The sequence below is a fragment of the Sinomonas sp. G460-2 genome (genome assembly GCF_047759905.1).
In the GTDB taxonomy this organism is placed as follows: Bacteria; Actinomycetota; Actinomycetes; order Actinomycetales; family Micrococcaceae; genus Sinomonas.
The window spans coordinates 31,030-50,737 of the sequence record NZ_JBKZWT010000004.1; the positions used below are offsets into that span (position 1 = coordinate 31,030).

Sequence of the window (19,708 nt, forward strand, 5' to 3'; positions counted from 1 at the left end):
TAGGAGCGTGCCGCCCAGTGAAGCGCGGCGACCCTGTGCTAGGAGTATGACGACGATGAATCATTCGGATGTGTCCCGGCCTCAGGCCGGTCCGCAGGCGGGCGAGCCTGCCCTCCGCGCCGACAGCTACGTGCTGCGCAACGCCCTGGTCATGACGATGGACGATGACCTCGGCGATTTCGAACGCGCTGACGTGCTCGTGGAAGGGCAGACCATCGCCGCGGTGGGCCCTGACCTCGCGGTCGACGCGGTCTCGTACGACTGCCAGAACAGGATCGTGCTGCCGGGCTTTGTGAACTCGCATCACCACATGTTCCAGACGGCGCTGCGCGGCTATTGGAGCGACGCCCTCTCCGAGGACTACTTCCGCCAGTCCAGGCGCGGGGAGCGGGCCCTCTTCCACATCTACACCCCAGAGGACGTCTACTGGGGTGAGCACGCCGGAGCCCTCGAACAGCTCAACGCCGGGACCACCACCGTGGTGGACACCTCCCAGTGCACCGAGACCCCCGAGCACACCGACGCCGCGATCCGGGGCATCCACGACTCCGGGGTCCGCGCGGTGTACGCGTACTGCGCGAAGGCGAACGGAAGCACCCCGCACCCGTCCTACGCCTACCCCGGAGACGCCGTGCGCCTGCGCGAGGAGTTCTTCACATCGGAGGACCAGCTCGTCACCCTCGCCTTGGGGTCCCCCGTCGAGGAGGCGACCTGGCGGCTGGCCAAGGATCTGGACCTTCCCCTGTACTCCCATATCAACGACCGCGCGGCAGGACTCGAGCTGGAGCGGCTCACGGCCAAGGGCCTCGGCGGGCAGCGGAGCACATACATCCACTGCACCGGGCTGGCGGAGAGCACGTGGGAGGCGATCGCGCGGAACGGGGCCCGTGTGAGCCTGTCGACGTATGTCGAGCAGACCCTCAGCACCGGCGCGTCCGGCCTTCAGCACTCCCTGCGGCACGGTCTTGAGCCGTCCCTGAGCACCGACGCGGTCTCCCTCGGTCCGACCGACTTCTTCTCGACGATGCGGGCGACGTTCGCGCTCCAGCGCAGCCGCATACAGGAACGCGCGCTGGCCGGAGAGGCGGTGGAGGATCCCGCGATCGACACCAGGGAGATCCTGCGGATGGCGACCATCTACGGGGCTCGCGCAGCCCATCTCGACCACCGGATCGGCTCCCTGACCCCCGGGAAGCAGGCCGACATCATCGTCCTGGACGCGAACACGCTCAACGCGAGCCCGGTCCACCACGCGACCGGGGCCGTGGTCATGCTCATGGACACCAGCAATGTCGAGATGGTGATCGTCGGCGGCCGCATCCGGAAAGCCGGGGGCCGCCTCCTCGATTCCGACGTCGAGGCCGTCACCGCGGCGCTGAGGCAATCGGGGCAGCGGCTGCTGGAGCGTTCTGGCACCCCGCGGATCCTCTTCAGCTCCTGCCGTCAGGGCTGAGGGCCGGCTACCGCCGCCGCTGCAGCGCGACGGCTGCGACGGCGGCGGACCCCAGGACAATCAGGGTCGCCAGGGCGATCGCTGCCACCACGCTCCAGCGCCCGATGAGCGCCCCCACGGCGGCGCCGCCGGAGAGGGTCGCCAGGGCAAGAAGGCGCCGGGTCAGATGCAGCGGGGTCCCCCGGCCCGCCGTGGCCTCGTGGGCCAGGCTGTGCACGAGCCCTGTCGCCGCTGCGAAGCGCAGGTTCTCGACGTTGAGGTGGCGCGTCGCCGAGAACTGCACCGCCATGCCGAACGCGAGCAGGGCCAGCGACCCCGAATGCCCGGCTTCCTCGGGGATGCCGGGCACGAGGAGGATCCCGGCGGCGGCCGCGAGCGAGCCCCCCTCCACCGCGAGGGCCCGGACGTAGGAGGCCTTCGGGCGTCGCCCGTCCCGGACGAGGGCGCCGCCGACGAAGCCGCCGATGAGGAAGCCGGCGAATGCGACCGCGTAGGGCAGCAGCGCGGCCATCTGACCGGTCGCTGCGTGGACACCGGCGAGGATGACGGTCCCTGTCACGTACGCGGCGAACAGGCCTCCGAGGTGGGCGAGGCAGACCGACTCCACGATTCCCGTCGCCACGTTGAGCGCCAGGACATCGAGCACCTCCCACTTCCGGCCCCCCTGAGGCCCGCCGGCGCGTCCTGTCGGATTAGGATCATCTTGGGCCAGCCCGGTCGGGTGTCCTGCCGGGAATTCGGCACTCATGGAATTCGCTCCCTGATATCGGTCGTTGATGTCTGGGTCGTTGGCCTCTGGTGCGTGGGCCGATGGCCGCGGGCTCAGTAGGCCTGGACTCGCGGCTGGACCAGAAGGTGGATCAGGGCGAAGACGCCCTGGGTGTCGATGGCGTCAAGCGCTGCCTCGAGGGCCTCCGGGATCTCATCGTCCCGCTCCACGCGCGCCCCGAATCCGCCGAAGGCGCGGGCCATGAGCGCGAAGTCGGGGTTCTCCAGCTGGGTTCCCGAGATCCGGCCGGGGTGATGCCTCTCCTGGTGCGTCCGGATGGTCCCGTACTCCTGATTGTCCATGACGATCACGAGCGGCGTGGCGCCGTACTGCTTCGCGGTGGCGAGCTCCTGGCCGTTCATGAGGAACTCGCCGTCGCCAGCGATCGTGACCACCCGTCGCCCGGGCGAGGAGAGCGAGGCGACCACGGCTGCGGGGACCGAGTAGCCCATCGAGCCGTTCCCGGCGCTGAGCATGGAACCGAACGACCGGGTAGGGAAGTAGCGGTGCGCCCAGTTCGTGTGCTCCCCGGCGCCGAAGGTCACGGTCGCATCGTCAGGCAGCGAGGCGACGAGGCGGGCCATCATCGTGTCCATGGTGGCCGCCCCCGGCCGCGGCGACGCGGACGGGGGTGCGGAGAACGCCTGCTGCTCTGCGCGCATCCGCCCGGCCCAGGCCAGCCACGACTGCGGGGGCGGGCCGAGCTCGATCCTCTGGAGGTCCCGGACGAACGCCTCCGGCTTCGCCACGATCTGGCGGGAGACCGCACCGGACCGGCCGCGGAGGGCCGGGTCCATCGAGACGAGGAAGTTCTCCTTCTCCCAGTCCTGCCGGGCCAGGAACCCGTCGGTGATGACATCGCCCGGGACTGTCCCGACGAAGACGAGCAGGTCCGTCTCCTCCAGGAGGTCGTAGGTCGGCCGTGGGCGGCCGTACCCGATCGGCCCGACATAGATCGGGGAGTCGAATGGGATGATCCCCTCCCGGCGCCATTCGGCGGCAGCCGGGATGGAGTGGCGTTCGAGCCACCGCGTGAGCGACGCGGCGGCCTCGGCCGTCCAGTCGTTGCCGCCCGTGACGAACAGGGGCTTCTGCGCCCAAGAGAGCGCCTCATTCAGAGCCGCCGCATCCGGCTCGGTCATCCCTCCGCCCGCGACCGGGATCGCGGGATGGAGCGCGGCGTCGAACGGGTGGCAGAGGACGTCCTCGGGCAGGCCGACCACCACCGGCCCCGGGCGGCCGGAACGCGCTGCGAACATTGCCTCGGCGACGATCTCGGAGGCGCGCTCGGCCGAGTCCAGGACCATCACGCGCTTTGCCCCGCTGTCGAACCACGCACGGATGTCGAATTCCTGGAAGGCCTCGCGGTCCCGGTGGCCGAACGGGATGAGGCCGACGAACATCACCAGCGGCGTGGCGTCCTGCCACGCCGTGTGCAGGCCGACGTGGGCGTTCGCCGCCCCGGGACCGCGGGTGACCATCACGATGCCGGGTCTCTGGTGGAGCTTGCCGTCGGCCTCGGCCATGTAGGCTGCCCCGCCTTCGTGCCTGCACACGATGCTCTGGATGGAGGAGTCGCGGAGCCCGTCGAGCACCTCGAGGTAGCTCTCCCCCGGCACCAGGTAGATGCGCTCCACATCGTGGAGCTCCAGGGACCGGACGATCGCGTGGCCGGCGGTCAGGGCCGGTCCCTCCGCGGCCGCTGTTTCGGGAACCGTCTGGTCGGCAACCAGCTGCGGACCTCTCATCGCCTCTCCTCCCGCATCGATGGCTTCGGGTCGTCCATGACAGTTCTTTAGTCGTTCTGGGGGAAGCCGAGGTCGATGCCGCCGTGGCGCGCGGGGTCGAGCCAGCGGGAGGTGATGGTCTTCTCCTTCGTGAAGAAGTCGAACCCCTGGGCCCCGTACGCCTTGGCGTCGCCGAAGAGGGAGCCCTTGGCCCCGCCGAAGGAGTAGTAGGCCACGGGCACCGGGATCGGAAGGTTGATCCCGATCATGCCGACCTCGACCTCCTGCTGGAAGCGCCGGGCTGCGCCGCCGTCGTTGGTGAAGATCGCGGTGCCGTTGCCGAACCTGCCCGAGTTGATCAGCTCGACGCCTTCTTCGAACGATCCCACCCGCACGACCGAGAGCACCGGGCCGAAGATCTCCTCCGTGTACGCCCGCGAGGTGACCGGGACGTCGTCCAGCAGAGTGGGGCCGAGCCAGAAGCCGCCGGGCTCGCCGTCGACGGAGGGGTTGCGACCGTCGACGACGACGGTTGCCCCGTCGGCGGCGGCGAGGTCGATGTACGAGGCCACCTTCTCGCGGTGCTCCGCGGTCACCAGCGGTCCCATGTCGGTCCCGCGGCGCCCGTCGCCTACCCGCAGCCTGCCGATCCTCTCGCGGAGCTTTGCGACGAGCCGGTCGGCGACCGGCTCGAGGGCGAGCACGACAGAGATGGCCATGCACCGTTCCCCTGCCGATCCGTAGCCGGCGTTGATGGCCTGGTCGGCGACCAGGTCCAGGTCGGCGTCGGCCAGGACGAGCATGTGGTTCTTCGCCCCGCCGAAGGCCTGGACCCGCTTGCCGACCTTGGCGGAGTTCTCGTAGATGTACTGGGCGATGGGGGTGGAGCCGACGAAGGACACCGCCTCGACCTTGGGGTGGCGGATCAGGCCGTCGACGGCGGACTTGTCGCCGTTGAGGACGTTGAACACCCCGTCGGGCAGGCCTGCCTCCTTCCAGAGCTCGGCGAGCCACAGCGCGGCGGAGGGGTCCTTCTCGCTGGGTTTGAGCACCACCGAGTTCCCTGCGGCGATGGCTACCGGGACGAACCACAGCGGGACCATGGCCGGGAAGTTGAACGGGCTGATGATCGCGACGACGCCGAGCGGCTCCCGCACCGAGTAGACGTCGACCCCGGTGGAGACGTTCTCGGAGAATGCCCCCTTGGTCAGGTGCGGGAACCCGGTGGCGAGCTCGACCACTTCGAGCCCGCGCTGGATCTCGCCTGTCGCGTCGCCGATCACCTTCCCATGCTCGCCCGTGATGATCTCGGCGAGCTCGTGCTTGCGGGCGTTGAGCAGTTCCCGGAACGCGAACAGGACCCCCTGCCTGCGGGCGATCGAGGTCTTCGCCCAGCCGGGGAACGCGCCCGCCGCTGCGGAGACGGCGACTTCGACGTCGTCGACGTCGGCCAGGACGACCGACTTGGTCTGGACGCCGATGGCCGGGTCGAACACAGGCGCAGTGCGGGCGGACGCGGAGCTGTGGCGTCCTCCGCCGATCCAGTGCGGAACGGTCGTGGTGGCGAGGTCGATCATCGGGTGCTTCCCACCGGGCTGGCGAAGTTGTTCCTGCGCCCTTCGCGCACGTAGTCCACGGTTCCGGCGATGTGCTCCTTGCCGTGGATGCTCTTCTGCTTGGCAACGTGCCCGAACATCTGGATCCCGAAGCCCCCGTCCAGGTCGTTCACGATCCGCTGCTTCCAGGGGCGCCTGACGATCTGGGTTGTCAGGCGCCGGGTCACGCGTGGCTGGGACATGATGTGGTCGGCGATCACGTGGGCCCGCTCGATCAGCTCCTGGCGCGGGAGCACTTCGTTGACCAGGCCGTACTCGAGGGCCTTGTCCGCCGTGATGGCCTCGCCGGTGAGCAGCGCGTACGCCGCCCGCTTGGTTCCCAGGAGCTCCTGGAAGGCGTTGTGGATCCCGTCGGCCGGCACCGAGCCGATGTCGTAGTGCAGGTCGAAGATGGTCGCGTCCTCCGCCGCGAGCGTGATGTCGCACATGAGCACGATCTCCGAGTGGAAGCCGGGGCCGTTCATGATCCCGATCGTGGGGATCTCGAGGTCGTTCACGAGGGAGCTGACGTTGATGCGTCCGTCCTTGTAGGCGTACTCGTACGCCCAGTACGGCATGTCCTCGGTCTCGAGCTCGAAGCCCTCGGGGTCGGAGTCCATCATGAACTCCTCGCCGGAGCCGGTGAGGATCAGGACCTCGTTCTTCGGGTCCGCGCCGATGACCTTCAGCATCTGCCCGAGCGCGCGGTGGTTCTGCACCGAGAGCTGGATCGGGCCCCCGAGCGTGTGGGCCTGCACCAGCAGGACCCCGTCCTCGCGGCGGGTCATCTTGAAGAAGTCCTTGAAGAACTCGCTGTATTCTTCGAACTCCGGTGTCGGCAGGAATTCTTGCAACGACATTGTCTTGTTCCTTTCGAATCCTATCTGCGACTTCGGTGGTCTCACCAGTCGACAGCTATGTACTTGGCCTCGGTGTATTCGAGCATTCCCTCGTGGCCGCCCTCGCGGCCGAGGCCGCTGAGCTTCACTCCGCCGAACGGTGCGCTCGGGTCCGAGACGAGTCCGCGGTTCAGCCCGACCATGCCGGACTGGAGCGCCTCCGCGGCGCGCATGCCCCGCTTCAGGTCGCGGGTGTAGAGGTAGGAGACCAGTCCGAACTCGGTCGAGTTGGCCAGCGCGATCGCCTCGTCATCCTGCGAGAACCGGACGATCGGCGCAACGGGCCCGAAGATCTCCTCACCGAGGATGCTGGAGTCGGCGGGCACCTGGTCCAGGACCGTGGGCGGGTAGAAGTACCCCGTCCTGTCTGGGATCGCTCCCCCGGTGCGGGTCCGGGCGCCGCGCTCGAGGGCGTCCTCCACGAGGGAGGCGACCTTCTCGCGCGCGGCGGCGTTGACCAGCGGCCCGAGCTCGGTGCCCTCGGCGTAGCCGGGGCCCACCCTGACGCCCTCCATCGCGGCGGCGAAGCGCTGGCCGAACTCGTCGGCGACCCTCTCGTGCACATAGAAGCGGTTGGCCGCAGTGCAGGCCTCTCCGCCGTTGCGCATCTTGGCCAGCATGGCTCCCCCGACGGCCGCGTCGACGTCGGCGTCGGCGAACACGAGGAACGGGGCGTTGCCGCCGAGCTCCATCGAGCTGCTGAGGACGCGGTCGGCCGCGTGGTGCAGGAGCGTGGTCCCGACCTCGGTGGAACCGGTGAAGGAGACCTTCCGGACCGCGTTCTGCGCCAGGAGCGTGCCCACGACGGCCCCGGAACGGCGCGCCGGCACGACGTTCACTACCCCGGGCGGTACTCCCGCCTCAGTGAGCAGGTCGGCGAGGACGAGCGCCGTGAGCGGGGTGTCGCTGGCGGGCTTGAGGACGACCGTGCACCCGGCCGCCAGTGCCGGACCGATCTTGCGGGTCGCCATCGCCGCCGGGTAGTTCCAGGGGGTGACGAGGACGGCCACCCCGATCGGCTCGTGCTGGACCACGATCCTGTAGCCGCCGGCCGGCGCCGTCTGCAGGCTCCCGGCGAGCCGGACGGCCTCCTCCGAATACCAGCGGAAGAACTCGGCCGCATACCGCACCTCTGCCCGCGCGTCAGGCAGGGCCTTCCCGTTCTCCAGCGAGATCAGGAACGCGAGCTCCTCGACGCGCTCCGTAATGAGCTCGAAGGCGCGGCGGAGGATCTCCGAGCGCACCCGCGGCGCGGTCTTGCCCCATGACGGCAGAGCCGCCGCGGCGGCGTCGACCGCGGCCACGGCGTCCGAGGTCGAGGCCGATGAGACGGTGCGGACGACCGATTCCGTGGCCGGATCGATCACATCGAATGTGGCGCCGTCAGATGACTCGCCCCACGTGCCGCCGATGAAGAGACCGGTCGGGACCGTGCGTGTGAGCAGCTCGATGTCCGCCGAGATCATTGGGGTCCCAGCTTCATCCCGGAGGAGGCGCCCTGCACCTCAAAGAGGGAAAGGAAGTCCTGATCGCGGTAGCCGCGGCCGATCGCCGCCTGGATCAGCTGCATGACGCTTGCCGCCAGCGGCATCGTCACCTCCCCGGAGCGCGCCGCGGCGAGACCGAGGTCGAAGTCCTTGCGCAGCAGCTCGGTGGTGAAGGTCGGCGTCCAGTCGAGCGAGAGCAGGTCCGGGGTGCGCTTGCGCACCCAGTCCGTAGCGAGCACGGTGTTGTTCAGGAACTCCAGGAAGGCGGCCCGGGGCACCCCCGACTTCTCGGCGAGGGTCGTCACCTCCGAGAGGGCCTGGACGATGATGCCCAGGTAGAGGTTGTGGCAGATCTTCACGAGGCGTGCCTGCTCGGCCTCGCCCGCGTACACCGAGGTCTTCCCGATGCTGTCCAGGTAGGGCTGGACCAGGTCGTATGTCTCGCGGGGCCCGGAGGCGACCAGGATCGCCTCGCCCCCGGCGACCATATGGGGGTTGCCGCTGATCGGGGCGGCGAGGAAGCCCACTCCGCGCCCCTGCACGGCGGCCCGGACCCGCTCGGATGTCTCCGGGCTGACGGTCGAGCAGTCCACGATGACCTGCGGGAGCTGCGCCGCGGCGAGCAGCCCCTGTGGGCCCGTCACGACCTCCTCGAGGTCCTTCGGGGTGGAGACCATGATGAAGACGATCTCGTTGGCCGCCAGGTCGGCGATGGTGTCGGCGACCTTCGCTCCGTGCTGGGCGAGGTCTTCGGCCTTGGACGGTGTCCGGTTCCAGGCGGTCACGGTGTGCCCGGAGTCGACGAGGCGCCGGGCCATCGCTGATCCCATCCGTCCCGTGCCGAGCCAGCCGAGCGTTCGTGCGGTGTTCATGACGACTTTGTCCTAACTGTTCAGGTTCGAAGCTGGGTTTTCGGTGTTCCGCTCACACGGGCGCGTATTCGCCCTCGGCGACGACGGTGATCGGCGCCTGGGGGGCCGGACCGGGTTCGCCGAGGACCTCCCAGGCCTGGTCGACGATCTCCTGGGTGGTCAGTCCGTACTTCCTGAAGAGGAACGGGGCGCTGCGAGAGCCTTCCGCGAACGTGTCCCGGAGCCCGACCCGGCGCAGGGGCGTGCCCGATCCGTGCTCGGCCAGGACCTCGGCCACGGCAGAGCCCAGGCCGCCGATGATCGAGTGGTTCTCCGCTGTCACGACGGCGCGCACGCCCGCGGCGGCCGCGGCGATGGTCTCGCCGTCGAGCGGCTTGACCACCGGGACGTTGACGACCTTCACGCTCACGCCCGCCTCCTCCAGCTGCGACGCCGCGGAGATCGCGGCCGAGAGCATCATGCCGTTGGCGATGAGGGCGACGTCGCCGCCCTCGAGCACGACCTGTGCGCGGGTCAGCGAGAATTCGTGGTCGTCGTCGAAGATGACCGGGATCTCCCCTCGCTTGAGGCGGAGGTAGACCGGGCCCTCGACGTCGGCGATCGCGGGCAGGGCCTCCCGGATCTCGACGGCGTCCGCCACATCGACGACGGTCATGTTCGGGATGGCGCGCATGAGCGCTACGTCCTCGATCGCCTGATGGCTGGGGCCTCCGGGGCTGGAGATGCCCGGCATGAAGCCCACGATCCGCACGGGGAGGTTGGGGTAGGCCACCGCGTTGATGATCTGGTCCAGAGGCCTGCGGGTTGCGAACACCCCGAAGGTGTGGACGAAGGGGATGTGCCCCTCTCTGGCCAGTGCTCCCGCCATCCCGATCATGTTCGCCTCGGCCATGCCGGCGTGGATGAACCTCTCCGGGAAGCGCTGTTGGAACAGGTCTATCTCGGTCTGCCGGGTGAGGTCGCCGGTGATGCACACGATCTCCGGCCTGCGCAGGGCCAGATCGACCAGAGCCTGGCCGTACGGCTTGAGGACTGTGGGGTAGGGCTGACTACGCAAGGCGCGCCTCCAGTTCCGCGATCGCCGCGCCGGCTAGTTCGGCGGGCAGCTTGATGAAGTGGCCGTCGGCGCCCTCCGGGAGAACTGACAGTCCGTGGACCGTCGACGTGCGCCCGATGACGATCGAGGGGCGCGGATCGTCGACGGCGGCGGCGATCGCCTCGTCCACGGCCTCGGCGTCGTGCCCGTCCACATCGAAGGCGGCCCAGCCGAAGCTCTCCCACTTCGCCGCGATCGGCTCGAGGGTGGTGATCGAGGAGACCGGCCCGTCCACCTGGGAGTCGTTCGCGTCCAAGAGGACATTCAGCGATCCCAGCCGGTGGTGCCCGGCGAACAGCGCCGCCTCCCATATCTGGCCCTCCTCCAGTTCGCCGTCGCTGATGACGGCGAAGACTCGCGCGTCGTCCTTGCGCCGCATCCGATTGGACAGGGCGAGCCCGACGGCGCCCGAGAGGCCCTGCCCGAGGGAGCCGCAGGTGAGGTCCACCGCCGGGGACCGCTCGGTCCCGATAGCCTCGAGCGAGGAGCCGTCCATCCCGTAGGTGGCCAGGTGTGCCTCGTCCAGCACGCCGACCTCCGGTGCCGCGGCGAACGCCGCGATGATGTAGTGACCGGGCGAGACGACCAGCTGGTCGCGGCTCGGGTCGTAATGCCCGCCGTAGAGAGCGGCGAAAAGTTCTGCCGACGAAAGCGCCTGTCCGAGATAGCCGAATCCATGCGGGGCGACCATGCGCACCGCCCTGAGCCGGATCCGATCCGCGAAACGCGCAATCCTCGTCGTTTGCGTCGTGACCACCGAGATACCTTCTTCACTGTAAGTGGCTAAGCCAATATTGATGCTAAGCCGGTGTCGTCCCTCCGTCAAGCACTAGGGGGGTGTCGACCGAACCACTGGGATCCGTCGAGAAGGAATCGAGGCGGCATGGCGGCGCAGGTGGCGCGGATACCGGTGTTCTGGGTGGTCGCCGACACAGTCGGTCCGTGGTCGCGAGGGGCGGCGCACATGAGAACTGGCCCCGGCAAAGATCGCCGGGGCCAGTATTTACGACTTCTTGGACCTCATCGCGTGCGGAGGGCCTCTTCCGCTGCGGCCGTGCCGATGGTGATCAGCATCAGCGGGTTGGTGCCGAAGCCGTGCTGGAGCGTGAGGGCATCCCGCATGATCTTCTCCGCGGGCCATTCACCCATCATGCCCCGCCCACCGAACATCTCCATCCCCAGGCGGGCCACGTGCAGCACCATCTCTCTGGCGAAGACGTTGGCTCCGTAGGCCATGGCGTGGTCCATGTCCTGTCCCACCGCATCGTAGAGCCTGGCGACGCGCAGGACATACGACTGGGCCGCCTCGATGTCCGACCTCATGCGCCCCAGATCGCGGCTGACCACTTGGTGCGTGTAGATCAGCGACCCGCCCTGTACGCGCTCGGTGGACCACTGCAGCGCTTCCTGGAACGCGGATCTAGCCACTCCGACGGACATCGCGGCCTTGACGAGGTTCGAGGCGATGTTGGCGCCGCTCGGACCGTCCCCATGGCCTCCCCGGACACCCGAGACGGCCAGATCACCCGGGATGCGGCAGTCGGTGAAATGGACGTCGCACTGGATCGAGGTGCGCTGGCCCAGTTTGTCGTCGGGCTCGCCGAACGCGATGCCTTCGGTCTCGGCCGGGACCGCGAACATCGTCGCTCCCGCGCTGGCAGGAACCGTGGGATCTGTCCGTGCAGAGACGAAATACATCCCGGCCATGCGCGCATTGGTGATCATCATCTTGGTGCCGTTCAGGATCCAGCCGTCGCCATCGGGCTCAGCTCGGAACTGGAGTCCGAGCGCGGGGTCGTCGCTGGGGACGTGGTTGTCGCTGCCGCTCCCGACCTCTGTCACCGCAGTGGCCAGGAGGTACTCCGGCTCAGAACAGACCCGCCAGACCGTCTCGCCCCGCAGCCGCTCGGGCAGCCTACGCACGAGCTGGGAGAAACACCAGTTGTGCTTGAACAAGTAGGCAACGCTCAGATCGCCCGCGGCAAGTTCCTCCGCGACCATGGCCAGCGTCGCGACGTCGGCATCGCCGCCGCCGAATCAGCCCCAGTTCACATCCCCGCCTCACAACGTCCCAGGGAAAGTCCTCCGGTTGCCGGACGGCATCGAGACGACTGCGGGCAGGGACGACCGTCGTCGAGACATAGTCCCTGACCTGATGACGCAGATCCAGCTGCTGCGTCACACCATCATCACTGAGTACTTTCCACGTCCTCTCGCTTTCTGCTGCCAGGGCTCGCGGCCGCCGCGGGCGAGCCGCCGAAGTACATTCGCGCCATGTCGGGGTTGTTCAGCACTGCCTCCGCGGTCGCGGCCATCACGACCCTTCCTCGGTCCATCACGATCCCGTGCGTTGCGATCCTCAGACCAAACTTCACCTGCTGCTCGACCAGGAGCACCGTCGCCCCCGAGTCACGCACGGCGTGGATGCTCTCGCTGAGCATCGTCAGGTTCTTCGGGTCCAGCCCCAGGGTCGGCTCATCGAGGAGGACTAGTCGGGGGCGGAGCATCAGCGCCCGGGCGAACTCGACCTGTCGACGCTGACCGCCGGAGAGATTCCCGGCGCGTTCGCTGCACCTCTCTCCCACCATCGGGAACAGTCCCTCGACTTCAGCCAGCCGTTGTCGCACGAGGCGGGAGTTGCGTCGAATGACCCAGGCACCCATGAGGACGTTCTCACGGACGGTCAGGTTTGCGAACAGGCCGTTCGCCTGGGGGACCTGACTGACCCCGGCCGCCACGATTGCCGCAGGGTCCTGACCGTGGATCGGCTCGCCCTCCAGGAGGATTTGACCCGCCCGGGGGCGGAGCAAACCGCTGATCGCACTGAGGACAGTCGACTTGCCTGCTCCGTTCGGGCCGACGATGCAGCCGATCGCTCCGGCGTCCAAGGAAAAGTCGACGCCCTGGAGCACGTCTCCGGCTCCGTATCCGGCGGTGATCCCAGCTACCTTCAGCATCAGTTCACAACCCCTCGGGCAAGCGGCCGCTCGTAGTCGTGGCCGAGGTAGGCATCCAAAACGGCCGGGTCGTCCTGGACCTGGGCCGGTGTGCCGTCCGCGATGACCGATCCGTTCGCCAGCACGACCACGTGGTCGCATCTCGCAAGGATGAACGGCATGTTGTGCTCGACCACGAGGAACGACATTCCGCGCCTGTTCAGTTCTCCGATCATGTCGCCGAGATGATTTATCAGGCTCGGGTTGATGCCGGCGCACGGCTCGTCCAGCAGGACCAGTTCGGGGTCCAGCATCAGAATCTGGGCGAACTCGACCAATTTGCGCTGGCCGTACGAGAGGGCGCCGGCGTTTGTCCCCGCGTACCGTTCCAGGCCCACGAACTCGAGCAGCTCTCGAGCACGCTCCACCTCTCCCCCACGGCCGGCGCTCGAATACATCGACGTCAACGTCGTCTCCCGGAGCGGCGCGAGCAGATTGTCCTGGACGGTCAGGCTGGGGAACACCCGGGTGATCTGGAAGGTCCGGGCCAATCCGGCGTGCGAGCGTTGCCAGGGCTGCTTGTGGGTCACGTTCGTCGACTTGAAATGGACGGCACCCGCATCCAAGGACATCGACCCGTCGACAATGTTGAACAGAGTCGTCTTGCCCGACCCGTTCGGGCCGATCAGACCCGTCACGCTGCCGCTTGGGACGCTGAACGAACAGCCGCCCAGGACCTCGAGTCCCCCGAAGCGCTTGGACACCTCACGCACTTCGAGAATCGGGGGCGGGGTTGCGCCGTGCTCTCGCCCGTGATCTCGGGACATGAAGGATGGGACTCTTCCCGGCGGCGAGACAACGGTTCCCACCTCGGCGGATCGTCCCCGCCTGCGCCACCACGTTGAGATCGACGGGATCACACCGCGCGGAAGGACCAGCACAACGACAACGAGCAGTCCGCCGAAGATGAACAGACGGACGTTCCCCCCGCCGAGCTGGTTGTTGGCGACTTCGTTGACGGTCTCGACCACGAAGGCGCCCAGCACCGGACCCCACAGCGTTCCGGGCCCCCCGAGCAGCATGGCGACCACGAACTGGACACTGACCAGAAGGCCGAATGCGGCGACGGGCTCGACCGATGCGACGTAATAGCCGTACGCCGCTCCTGCCATGCCGACGAAGAATGCGCTGATCGCGAATCCGAGAACCTTGTAGATCCGCGTGTTCACGCCGATGGTCTCGGCCTTCGTCTCGTCGTCGCGGATCGCCATGAGACCCATGCCGAATCGCGTGCGCCCCACGAACCACGACGTGAGGATCGTCAGCGCGAGGATCGCAACCAAGAGGAAATGGAACGGCCAGTTCTGAATTCCCTCGTCCCATGCCGGCAGCGGAAAGTACATCCCTCCGTCACCGTTGGTCAGCCCCGTCCAGTTCTGCGCGATGAGCAGCAGAAGGAAATTGATCGACACCGTGATGATGGCGAACGACGCGCCTCTGGCCCGCATGGCGACCACCCCGAGCACGACGGCGACCGCCGCGGCGGCCAGGCCGGCCACCGGCACCCACAGGAACGGGGTCGCCTGAGTCTGTTTGACCAGGATCGCAGCTGTGTAGGCGCCGATGCCAAGGAATGCCCCGTGGCCGAGCGACATGTATCCGGAGTACCCGGCAATCATATTCAGGCCCGACGCGCCGATCGCAGTGACGAGCGCGAGGATGACCAGGTTCTGGTAGTAGAGGTCAGCGGAGAATATCGGGAACAGAGCCAGAACGGCGATCAGGAGTCCCAGCGAGACGCGGACGGCCCGACGGGACAAGGAAGATGCCGCCAATCTCCGCAGAGCGGTGAACGATTCGGTGTTCATACCATCACCGCATCGGAGCGCAGGGTCTTTCCGAACAGGCCCTGTGGCCTCAGAAGCAGGACGACGAAGATGACCAGGAAGGGCATCGCGGTCGCCCAGGCCGGGGACAGATACGCGCTTGTCAGCGTTTCGGCGGCGCCGACCAGCAGGGACGCGACCAAGGCGCCGGGAATGCTGCCTAGCCCGCCCAGCACGACGACGGCGAGCAGGCGGGCAATCCACTGGTAGTGCGAGGCCGGCAGGAACGGATAGAGAACGCTGACGATCGAACCTCCGACGCCCGCACTCGCGGCCCCGATGCCGAAGGCCAAGGCGGAGACGCTCACGACATTCACTCCGACAAGGCGTGCGCCCGAGGCGTTCAGCGCACAGGCGCGGATCGCCCGGCCTTGCCACGATCGGCTGAGGTAGATGTAGAGCGCTGCCAGGACCGCAACTGCCAGGACACTCGCGTAGACGTAGACGCGCGGCAGCAACAGGCCCTCGAACTCGAACGACTGGGTCGCATAGTCCGGCAGCACCGAATGGGTGGTGTTGCTCCAGATCATGCCCATCGCGCTCTCCAGGACCAGGGCCAGGCCAAGGGTCAGAAGGATCGAGGTTGCCAGCGGCGCCTCGGCTACCCGGCGTACCAGCGCGAAGTACAGGGCGTACCCGACGGCGAACATGACGGGGCCGACGATCACGGTGGCCAGCAGCGGGTCCAGGTGCAGGCTGTTCCACAGCGTCCAGGTCAGGAACGCAGAAACCATGATGAGGGCACCCTGGGCAAGGTTGATCACGCGCATGATGCCGAAGACCAGGGTCATGCCGGACGCAAGCAGGGCGTAGACGCCGCCCAGCAGGACGCCCAGGAGCAGGTTCTCAAGGAGGGCAGTCACCGCTTCACCGCCAGTTCTGCAGGATCGTTGTGGTCGTCGCTGCGATCTCGGGCCGGACGATTTGGATCGCGTTGTTCTGCCACTGCCCCAGCAGCTCCTCGCCCTTCGGCGAGCCGTCGCCGTTCCATGCCAGGTCCCCGATGATGGTGGTGACTTGGTTTGTCCGCAGCCAGTCTGCCAGCTTGGACTGGTCCGACAGGCCCGGCGCCCCGACCGCGGTGACTGCGGCTTGCAGCACCTGCCCTGCGACGTATGCATCGGCGGCGTCCTCGTGGGGGAGGTCGGCTCCATAGAGCCCGCGGTAGGCATCCATGAAGTCCGTGTTCCCCGGCGTCTTCGAGTATGCCGACCAAGTGGTCGAGAAGAAGATCCCGTTCGTGTTGGCAGACCCTACGGCCTGCGAATACGCTGACCCGCTGTCCGCACCGGCAGTCTGGTAGAAATACTTCGGGGAGGCTCCTGCCTTGACCAAAGACCGGTTGAGACCGACGCCGTCGTCGAAGCTGGCACCCTGCGCGACCAGTTCGGCGCCCGAGTCCTTGATCTGGGTCGCAATCTGATCGAAGTTCTGCGTGTCCTCCGAGTAAGTTCCCTGATACACAGTCTTGATTCCGGCAGCCTCCAACCGGCTGCGCATCTGATCCATCGTCGGAATCTGGAACGAGTCATCGAGCGTGGGGTATGCGGCGGTCTTCGGACGCTGCGATGGCGGAAGGCTCAGGATGTAGTTCACGAACACGTCGGCAATGCCGATGGCCGTGGCCTGCTGGGTCATGAAGAGATTCTTGAAGCCCCTCTGGAACAGCTTGGGGTCCCCACCGGTAGGAGTGACGAACAATTTGTGCGACGTCTCGGCGATGGCGGACGTCGGCCCCACGAGCGGAGAAGAAAAGGTCCCCAGGAGCAGATCGACCTTGTCGCTCGATAGCAGCGAGTGGTAGTCGGCAACCGCGGTGTTCTGGTCGCTCGCGTCATCACGAATGATCAACTGCACGTGTCGGTTGAGCAGTCCGCCGTGGGCGTTCACCACCGACGCCCACGTTTCATAGCCCTTCTTTGCCGCTTGTCCGAACTCGGCGAACGTCCCGGTCAGCGGCAGCGAAGCGCCGATCTTGAGATCACCGCTGTCCGCGGCGGCCGGCGAGCCGTTGCCCCCGGCCGCCGTGATCGCGCCGCAGGCGGTCGAAAGCATCAGCAATGCTGCGCTGGCTCCGGCGGAGACGGCACGGCGAATCGAAAAACTTTGCACAGGTGTACCCACTCTCTAAAGTCGGACGACGATGTCCGGCGAGGCCGGCGGTGAGTGAAGCAGACTTCCCGGCAAGCCACAGTGGCTAAGCCAATATGGATGGTAGGGCGGCGACGTTGTTGCGTCAAGCACGGGCTCTGCCGGGATCAGGGCCGGTCCTGACCGGGCCGAGCCTGGAGAGCAGTGACAACGCGAGCGGGATGGGGGAAGGGCTCGGAGGGTCGGCGAAAGCGCACGGGGGTGCGGGCGGGGAGAGAGGGTGCGCGTCAGCGCCCGGCCCAGTGCAGGGCAGGGCGCGGGTCAGTGCGAACCGGCTCCTGCACGTGACGGGAGGGTCTCGGCCGTGCCGTGGCTGGCAGCGAGGTGGCGCGCCATGGCCTCATGGTGGCTGAGGATCGCCGCGCGCGCGGCATCGGGATCACGGTCCCGGACCGACTGCAGGATGGGCTCATGCAGGGCGAGCATCGCGTCGCTTTCCGACGGCTGGAGCCAGCTGGGAACGGTCCCGGTGTCGATCCAGGCCCGGTATTCGTAGTCGATGAGCGCCACATGCACACTCTCGTAGATCGACGCCAGGTAGGGGTTGCGGGAGCCGCGGACCAGAGTGGCGTGGAACAGCGTGTCGGCGCTCATCCACGCCGCCACGTCCCCGGAATCCAGGCGCAGCCTGTCGAGAGCGCGCTGGCTGGACTCCAGGAGCTCGTCGGTGCGGTGCTCGATCGCCTGCAACACTCCGATCGTCTCGAGCCACAGGCGCAGGTCACTCAGCTGCCCGATCGACTCCTGGTTGAGGTTGAGCATAAGGTTCACGGAAGACGCAAGGCTCCCCTCCGGCTGCCGGGTGACGTACATCCCCGACCCCCTGCGCGACTCGACCAGCCCCCTCACGACCAGGATCCTGACTGCTTGGCTGACGATCGGGCGGCTGATCGAGAGGATCACGGCCAGGTCGCGCTCCGAGGGCAGGCGAGCCCCCGCTTCGAGGCCTTCGGCGATGATGAACTCCTGGATCCGGTCGGCGATGTCCTCGGCGGCGCCCGGGCTCGTCGTCGTGCGCCCGCTGACTGAACCCGCCAACGAGCGCCAGCGATCTCCAACTGGCGGCTTGGACCTCGGCACCGGCGCCTCCCCTGATCAGATCAACGACAATCTACCCGCCGAACCCGGCACAAACCGAAACTGGCAATGCCAATTTTAGCATCTCCCTTGACGCCCCCGTCGGCATGGTGGTCTAGTTTTTGATAGTGGCTTTGCCACTCTAGCGGAGTAGCCGCCTGTCAGTTAGGACCTCTAAGGAGTGCGCAATGAGGCGCCTTTCATTCAAACCCGCCGCGAACAACCCGTCCGTGACCAGTCGCCCTGCGGACCAGAGCCAGCGCAGGAAGACGCGGAAGACCGCCGCCATGGGGATCGTCGCGGCGATCGCTCTGACACTATCGGCATGTTCGACTGGCTCGAGTGCCGCCGATCCCAGCGCCACCTCGGCCAAGGCCGCGAACATCGCCTACTTCGCCTTCGCGGTCAGCGGCAACTCCTTCGCCACAGCACAGGCGGACTCCGTCAAGGCAGAGGCGAAGGCCGACGGCGCGACCCTGGCAGTCTTCGACGCCGCCGGGAACGCCCAGAAGCAGTACTCCCAGATCCAAGACGCCCTGGCCAGCGGCAAGTACAACGGATTCCTCATCGACGCAGTGGACGGCGCCGGACTGGTCTCCGTGGTGAAGCAGGCACTGACCCAAGGAATCAAAGTCGTCGGAGTCAACTCCGCCCTGGGGCCCGACCTCGCTTCCGCCGACCCCCAGGTGCCGGGGATGTCCGGCAGCATCGTCCAGCCCGCGGTGGCACGAGGCATCACCGGAGGAAAGCTCGTCGTGGAGGCGTGCGCCGCCGCCAAGAAGAACCCATGCCAGGTAGCGTACGTCTTCAACTACAAGGGGACCGGGGTGGACACTGGAACCCGCCAAGGCTTCGACCAGGTCATCGACAAGGAGCCGACCATCAAGGTGGTCGCCGAAGGCCAGGCAATGTACAGCGCAGCAGGCGGCCTCTCCGCCACCCAGACCATCCTGCAGCAGGCTCCCGGCGTCAACGTGGTCTTCGGCGCCGACCAAGGAATGCAGGGGGCCACGCAGGCCCTTCAGTCGGCCAAGAACAACAACGTGCTCGTCGTCGGAATGGGCGGCAGCCAGGCTGGCCTCGCCCGGGTCAAGTCCGGAGAATGGTTCGGCGACGTGCCGGTCCTGCCCAGCACCCAAGGCAAACTCGGCACAGAGGCAATCGTCAATGCCGTGCGGAGCGGAAAATCCGTCGGAGGAGTCAACCCGGCAGCCGACCTGCCAGACGCCGGCCTCGCAACGACTGGCAACATCGACCAGTTCACGGGCCAATGGGCCGGCTGAGGAAAGCTCAGAAGGGGGCCGAGTCTCTACCAGCAGAAGGAGAACTCCGCGCGCCAGGCACCGAAACGTCGCCGAGCCCATGGCAGCCCCGGACTGGAGACACCGTGGAACTGCGCCAGCGCGGAGCGATCTTCCGCATCGGGAAGGTGGAAGTGGTCATGCCGGACGGTTCCGGCTTCTGGCTCGCGGCCGACGGAGCAGATCCGAGACTCTATGTGCCGGCCGGGGGCGAACCCGAGATCTGGATCCGCGGCTCATAGGACGTCGGCGGGACCCGCTCGAGGTATCTCGGGTCGACCGACCGAGTTCGGCCTGAACCCGGCCTGCTGGACGACATGCAGCTCATGTTGCACTGGGTGCACCCCATTGCGACGAGGCAGTTCAACCAACGCATGCGGTGCACTAGGGTCCAAATTCCGGCGTCTGCTACACGTGTGGCGTAAAGTTCAGGCACAATGCAACGCAGGCCGGACGGTG

The 19,708-nt window shown here is 67.4% G+C and carries 17 protein-coding genes; 3 read left to right on the forward strand and 14 right to left on the reverse strand.

All coding sequences use genetic code 11. The annotated features are described in order from the left end of the window. Positions 1 to 55 precede the first annotated feature (55 nt). Complete coding sequence (locus ACLN58_RS01105) at positions 56 to 1,453, forward strand: amidohydrolase family protein (RefSeq protein WP_415853429.1); 1,398 nt, start codon at positions 56 to 58, stop codon at positions 1,451 to 1,453. Between the two features lie 7 nt (positions 1,454 to 1,460). Here ACLN58_RS01105 and ACLN58_RS01110 read toward each other — a convergent pair whose 3' ends face one another. The 14 genes from ACLN58_RS01110 to ACLN58_RS01175 all read right to left on the reverse strand — a co-directional run bounded on the left by ACLN58_RS01110 (position 1,461) and on the right by ACLN58_RS01175 (position 17,909). Further along, a complete protein-coding gene (locus ACLN58_RS01110; RefSeq protein WP_415853430.1) occupies positions 1,461 to 2,201 on the reverse strand; it encodes a YoaK family protein in 741 nt (246 codons plus the stop codon). Between the two features lie 74 nt (positions 2,202 to 2,275). Next, complete coding sequence (locus ACLN58_RS01115) at positions 2,276 to 3,970, reverse strand: thiamine pyrophosphate-dependent enzyme (RefSeq protein ID WP_415853431.1); 1,695 nt, start codon at positions 3,968 to 3,970, stop codon at positions 2,276 to 2,278. 47 nt (positions 3,971 to 4,017) lie between these two features. After that, positions 4,018 to 5,526, reverse strand: coding sequence for a CoA-acylating methylmalonate-semialdehyde dehydrogenase (locus ACLN58_RS01120; RefSeq protein WP_415853432.1), 1,509 nt, complete (start codon positions 5,524 to 5,526; stop codon positions 4,018 to 4,020). Further along, positions 5,523 to 6,404, reverse strand: a complete 882-nt coding sequence (locus ACLN58_RS01125; RefSeq protein WP_415853433.1) for an enoyl-CoA hydratase/isomerase family protein — start codon at positions 6,402 to 6,404, stop codon at positions 5,523 to 5,525. The genes ACLN58_RS01120 and ACLN58_RS01125 overlap by 4 nt, the downstream gene beginning before the upstream one ends. Positions 6,405 to 6,445: 41 nt before the next feature. Then, positions 6,446 to 7,909 carry an NAD-dependent succinate-semialdehyde dehydrogenase gene (locus ACLN58_RS01130; protein ID WP_415853434.1) on the reverse strand — a complete coding sequence of 488 codons (1,464 nt, stop codon included), beginning with the start codon at positions 7,907 to 7,909 and terminating at the stop codon, positions 6,446 to 6,448. Next, positions 7,906 to 8,802, reverse strand: coding sequence for an NAD(P)-dependent oxidoreductase (locus ACLN58_RS01135; RefSeq protein WP_415853435.1), 897 nt, complete (start codon positions 8,800 to 8,802; stop codon positions 7,906 to 7,908). The genes ACLN58_RS01130 and ACLN58_RS01135 overlap by 4 nt, the downstream gene beginning before the upstream one ends. Positions 8,803 to 8,854: 52 nt before the next feature. Further along, positions 8,855 to 9,859, reverse strand: a complete 1,005-nt coding sequence (locus ACLN58_RS01140; RefSeq protein ID WP_415853436.1) for a transketolase family protein — start codon at positions 9,857 to 9,859, stop codon at positions 8,855 to 8,857. After that, on the reverse strand, positions 9,852 to 10,655 hold the full coding sequence (locus ACLN58_RS01145) for a 1-deoxy-D-xylulose-5-phosphate synthase N-terminal domain-containing protein (protein WP_415853437.1): 804 nt from the start codon (positions 10,653 to 10,655) through the stop codon (positions 9,852 to 9,854). The genes ACLN58_RS01140 and ACLN58_RS01145 overlap by 8 nt, the downstream gene beginning before the upstream one ends. A 263-nt stretch (positions 10,656 to 10,918) precedes the next feature. Further along, positions 10,919 to 11,899 (reverse strand): acyl-CoA dehydrogenase family protein, encoded by a 981-nt coding sequence (locus ACLN58_RS01150; RefSeq protein WP_415853438.1) that lies wholly within the window; start codon positions 11,897 to 11,899, stop codon positions 10,919 to 10,921. A gap of 188 nt (positions 11,900 to 12,087) precedes the next feature. Continuing rightward, the gene (locus ACLN58_RS01155; RefSeq protein ID WP_415853439.1) at positions 12,088 to 12,855 is read right to left on the reverse strand and encodes an ABC transporter ATP-binding protein; all 768 of its coding nucleotides are present in this window, start codon (positions 12,853 to 12,855) and stop codon (positions 12,088 to 12,090) included. Further along, positions 12,855 to 14,654 carry an ABC transporter permease subunit gene (locus ACLN58_RS01160; RefSeq protein ID WP_415853440.1) on the reverse strand — a complete coding sequence of 600 codons (1,800 nt, stop codon included), beginning with the start codon at positions 14,652 to 14,654 and terminating at the stop codon, positions 12,855 to 12,857. The genes ACLN58_RS01155 and ACLN58_RS01160 overlap by 1 nt, the downstream gene beginning before the upstream one ends. Before the next feature lie 44 nt (positions 14,655 to 14,698). Next, complete coding sequence (locus ACLN58_RS01165) at positions 14,699 to 15,583, reverse strand: branched-chain amino acid ABC transporter permease (protein ID WP_415853441.1); 885 nt, start codon at positions 15,581 to 15,583, stop codon at positions 14,699 to 14,701. A 4-nt stretch (positions 15,584 to 15,587) separates the two neighbouring features. Beyond that, positions 15,588 to 16,844, reverse strand: coding sequence for an amino acid ABC transporter substrate-binding protein (locus tag ACLN58_RS01170; protein ID WP_415853442.1), 1,257 nt, complete (start codon positions 16,842 to 16,844; stop codon positions 15,588 to 15,590). 288 nt (positions 16,845 to 17,132) lie between these two features. After that, a complete protein-coding gene (locus ACLN58_RS01175) occupies positions 17,133 to 17,909 on the reverse strand; it encodes a FadR/GntR family transcriptional regulator (protein ID WP_415853443.1) in 777 nt (258 codons plus the stop codon). A gap of 227 nt (positions 17,910 to 18,136) precedes the next feature. Here ACLN58_RS01175 and ACLN58_RS01180 point away from each other — a divergent pair, with 227 nt between their 5' ends. Beyond that, the gene (locus tag ACLN58_RS01180) at positions 18,137 to 19,231 is read left to right on the forward strand and encodes a sugar ABC transporter substrate-binding protein (protein WP_415853444.1); all 1,095 of its coding nucleotides are present in this window, start codon (positions 18,137 to 18,139) and stop codon (positions 19,229 to 19,231) included. Between the two features lie 104 nt (positions 19,232 to 19,335). Further along, the gene (locus ACLN58_RS01185; protein WP_415853445.1) at positions 19,336 to 19,491 is read left to right on the forward strand and encodes a hypothetical protein; all 156 of its coding nucleotides are present in this window, start codon (positions 19,336 to 19,338) and stop codon (positions 19,489 to 19,491) included. Positions 19,492 to 19,708: the final 217 nt, after the last annotated feature.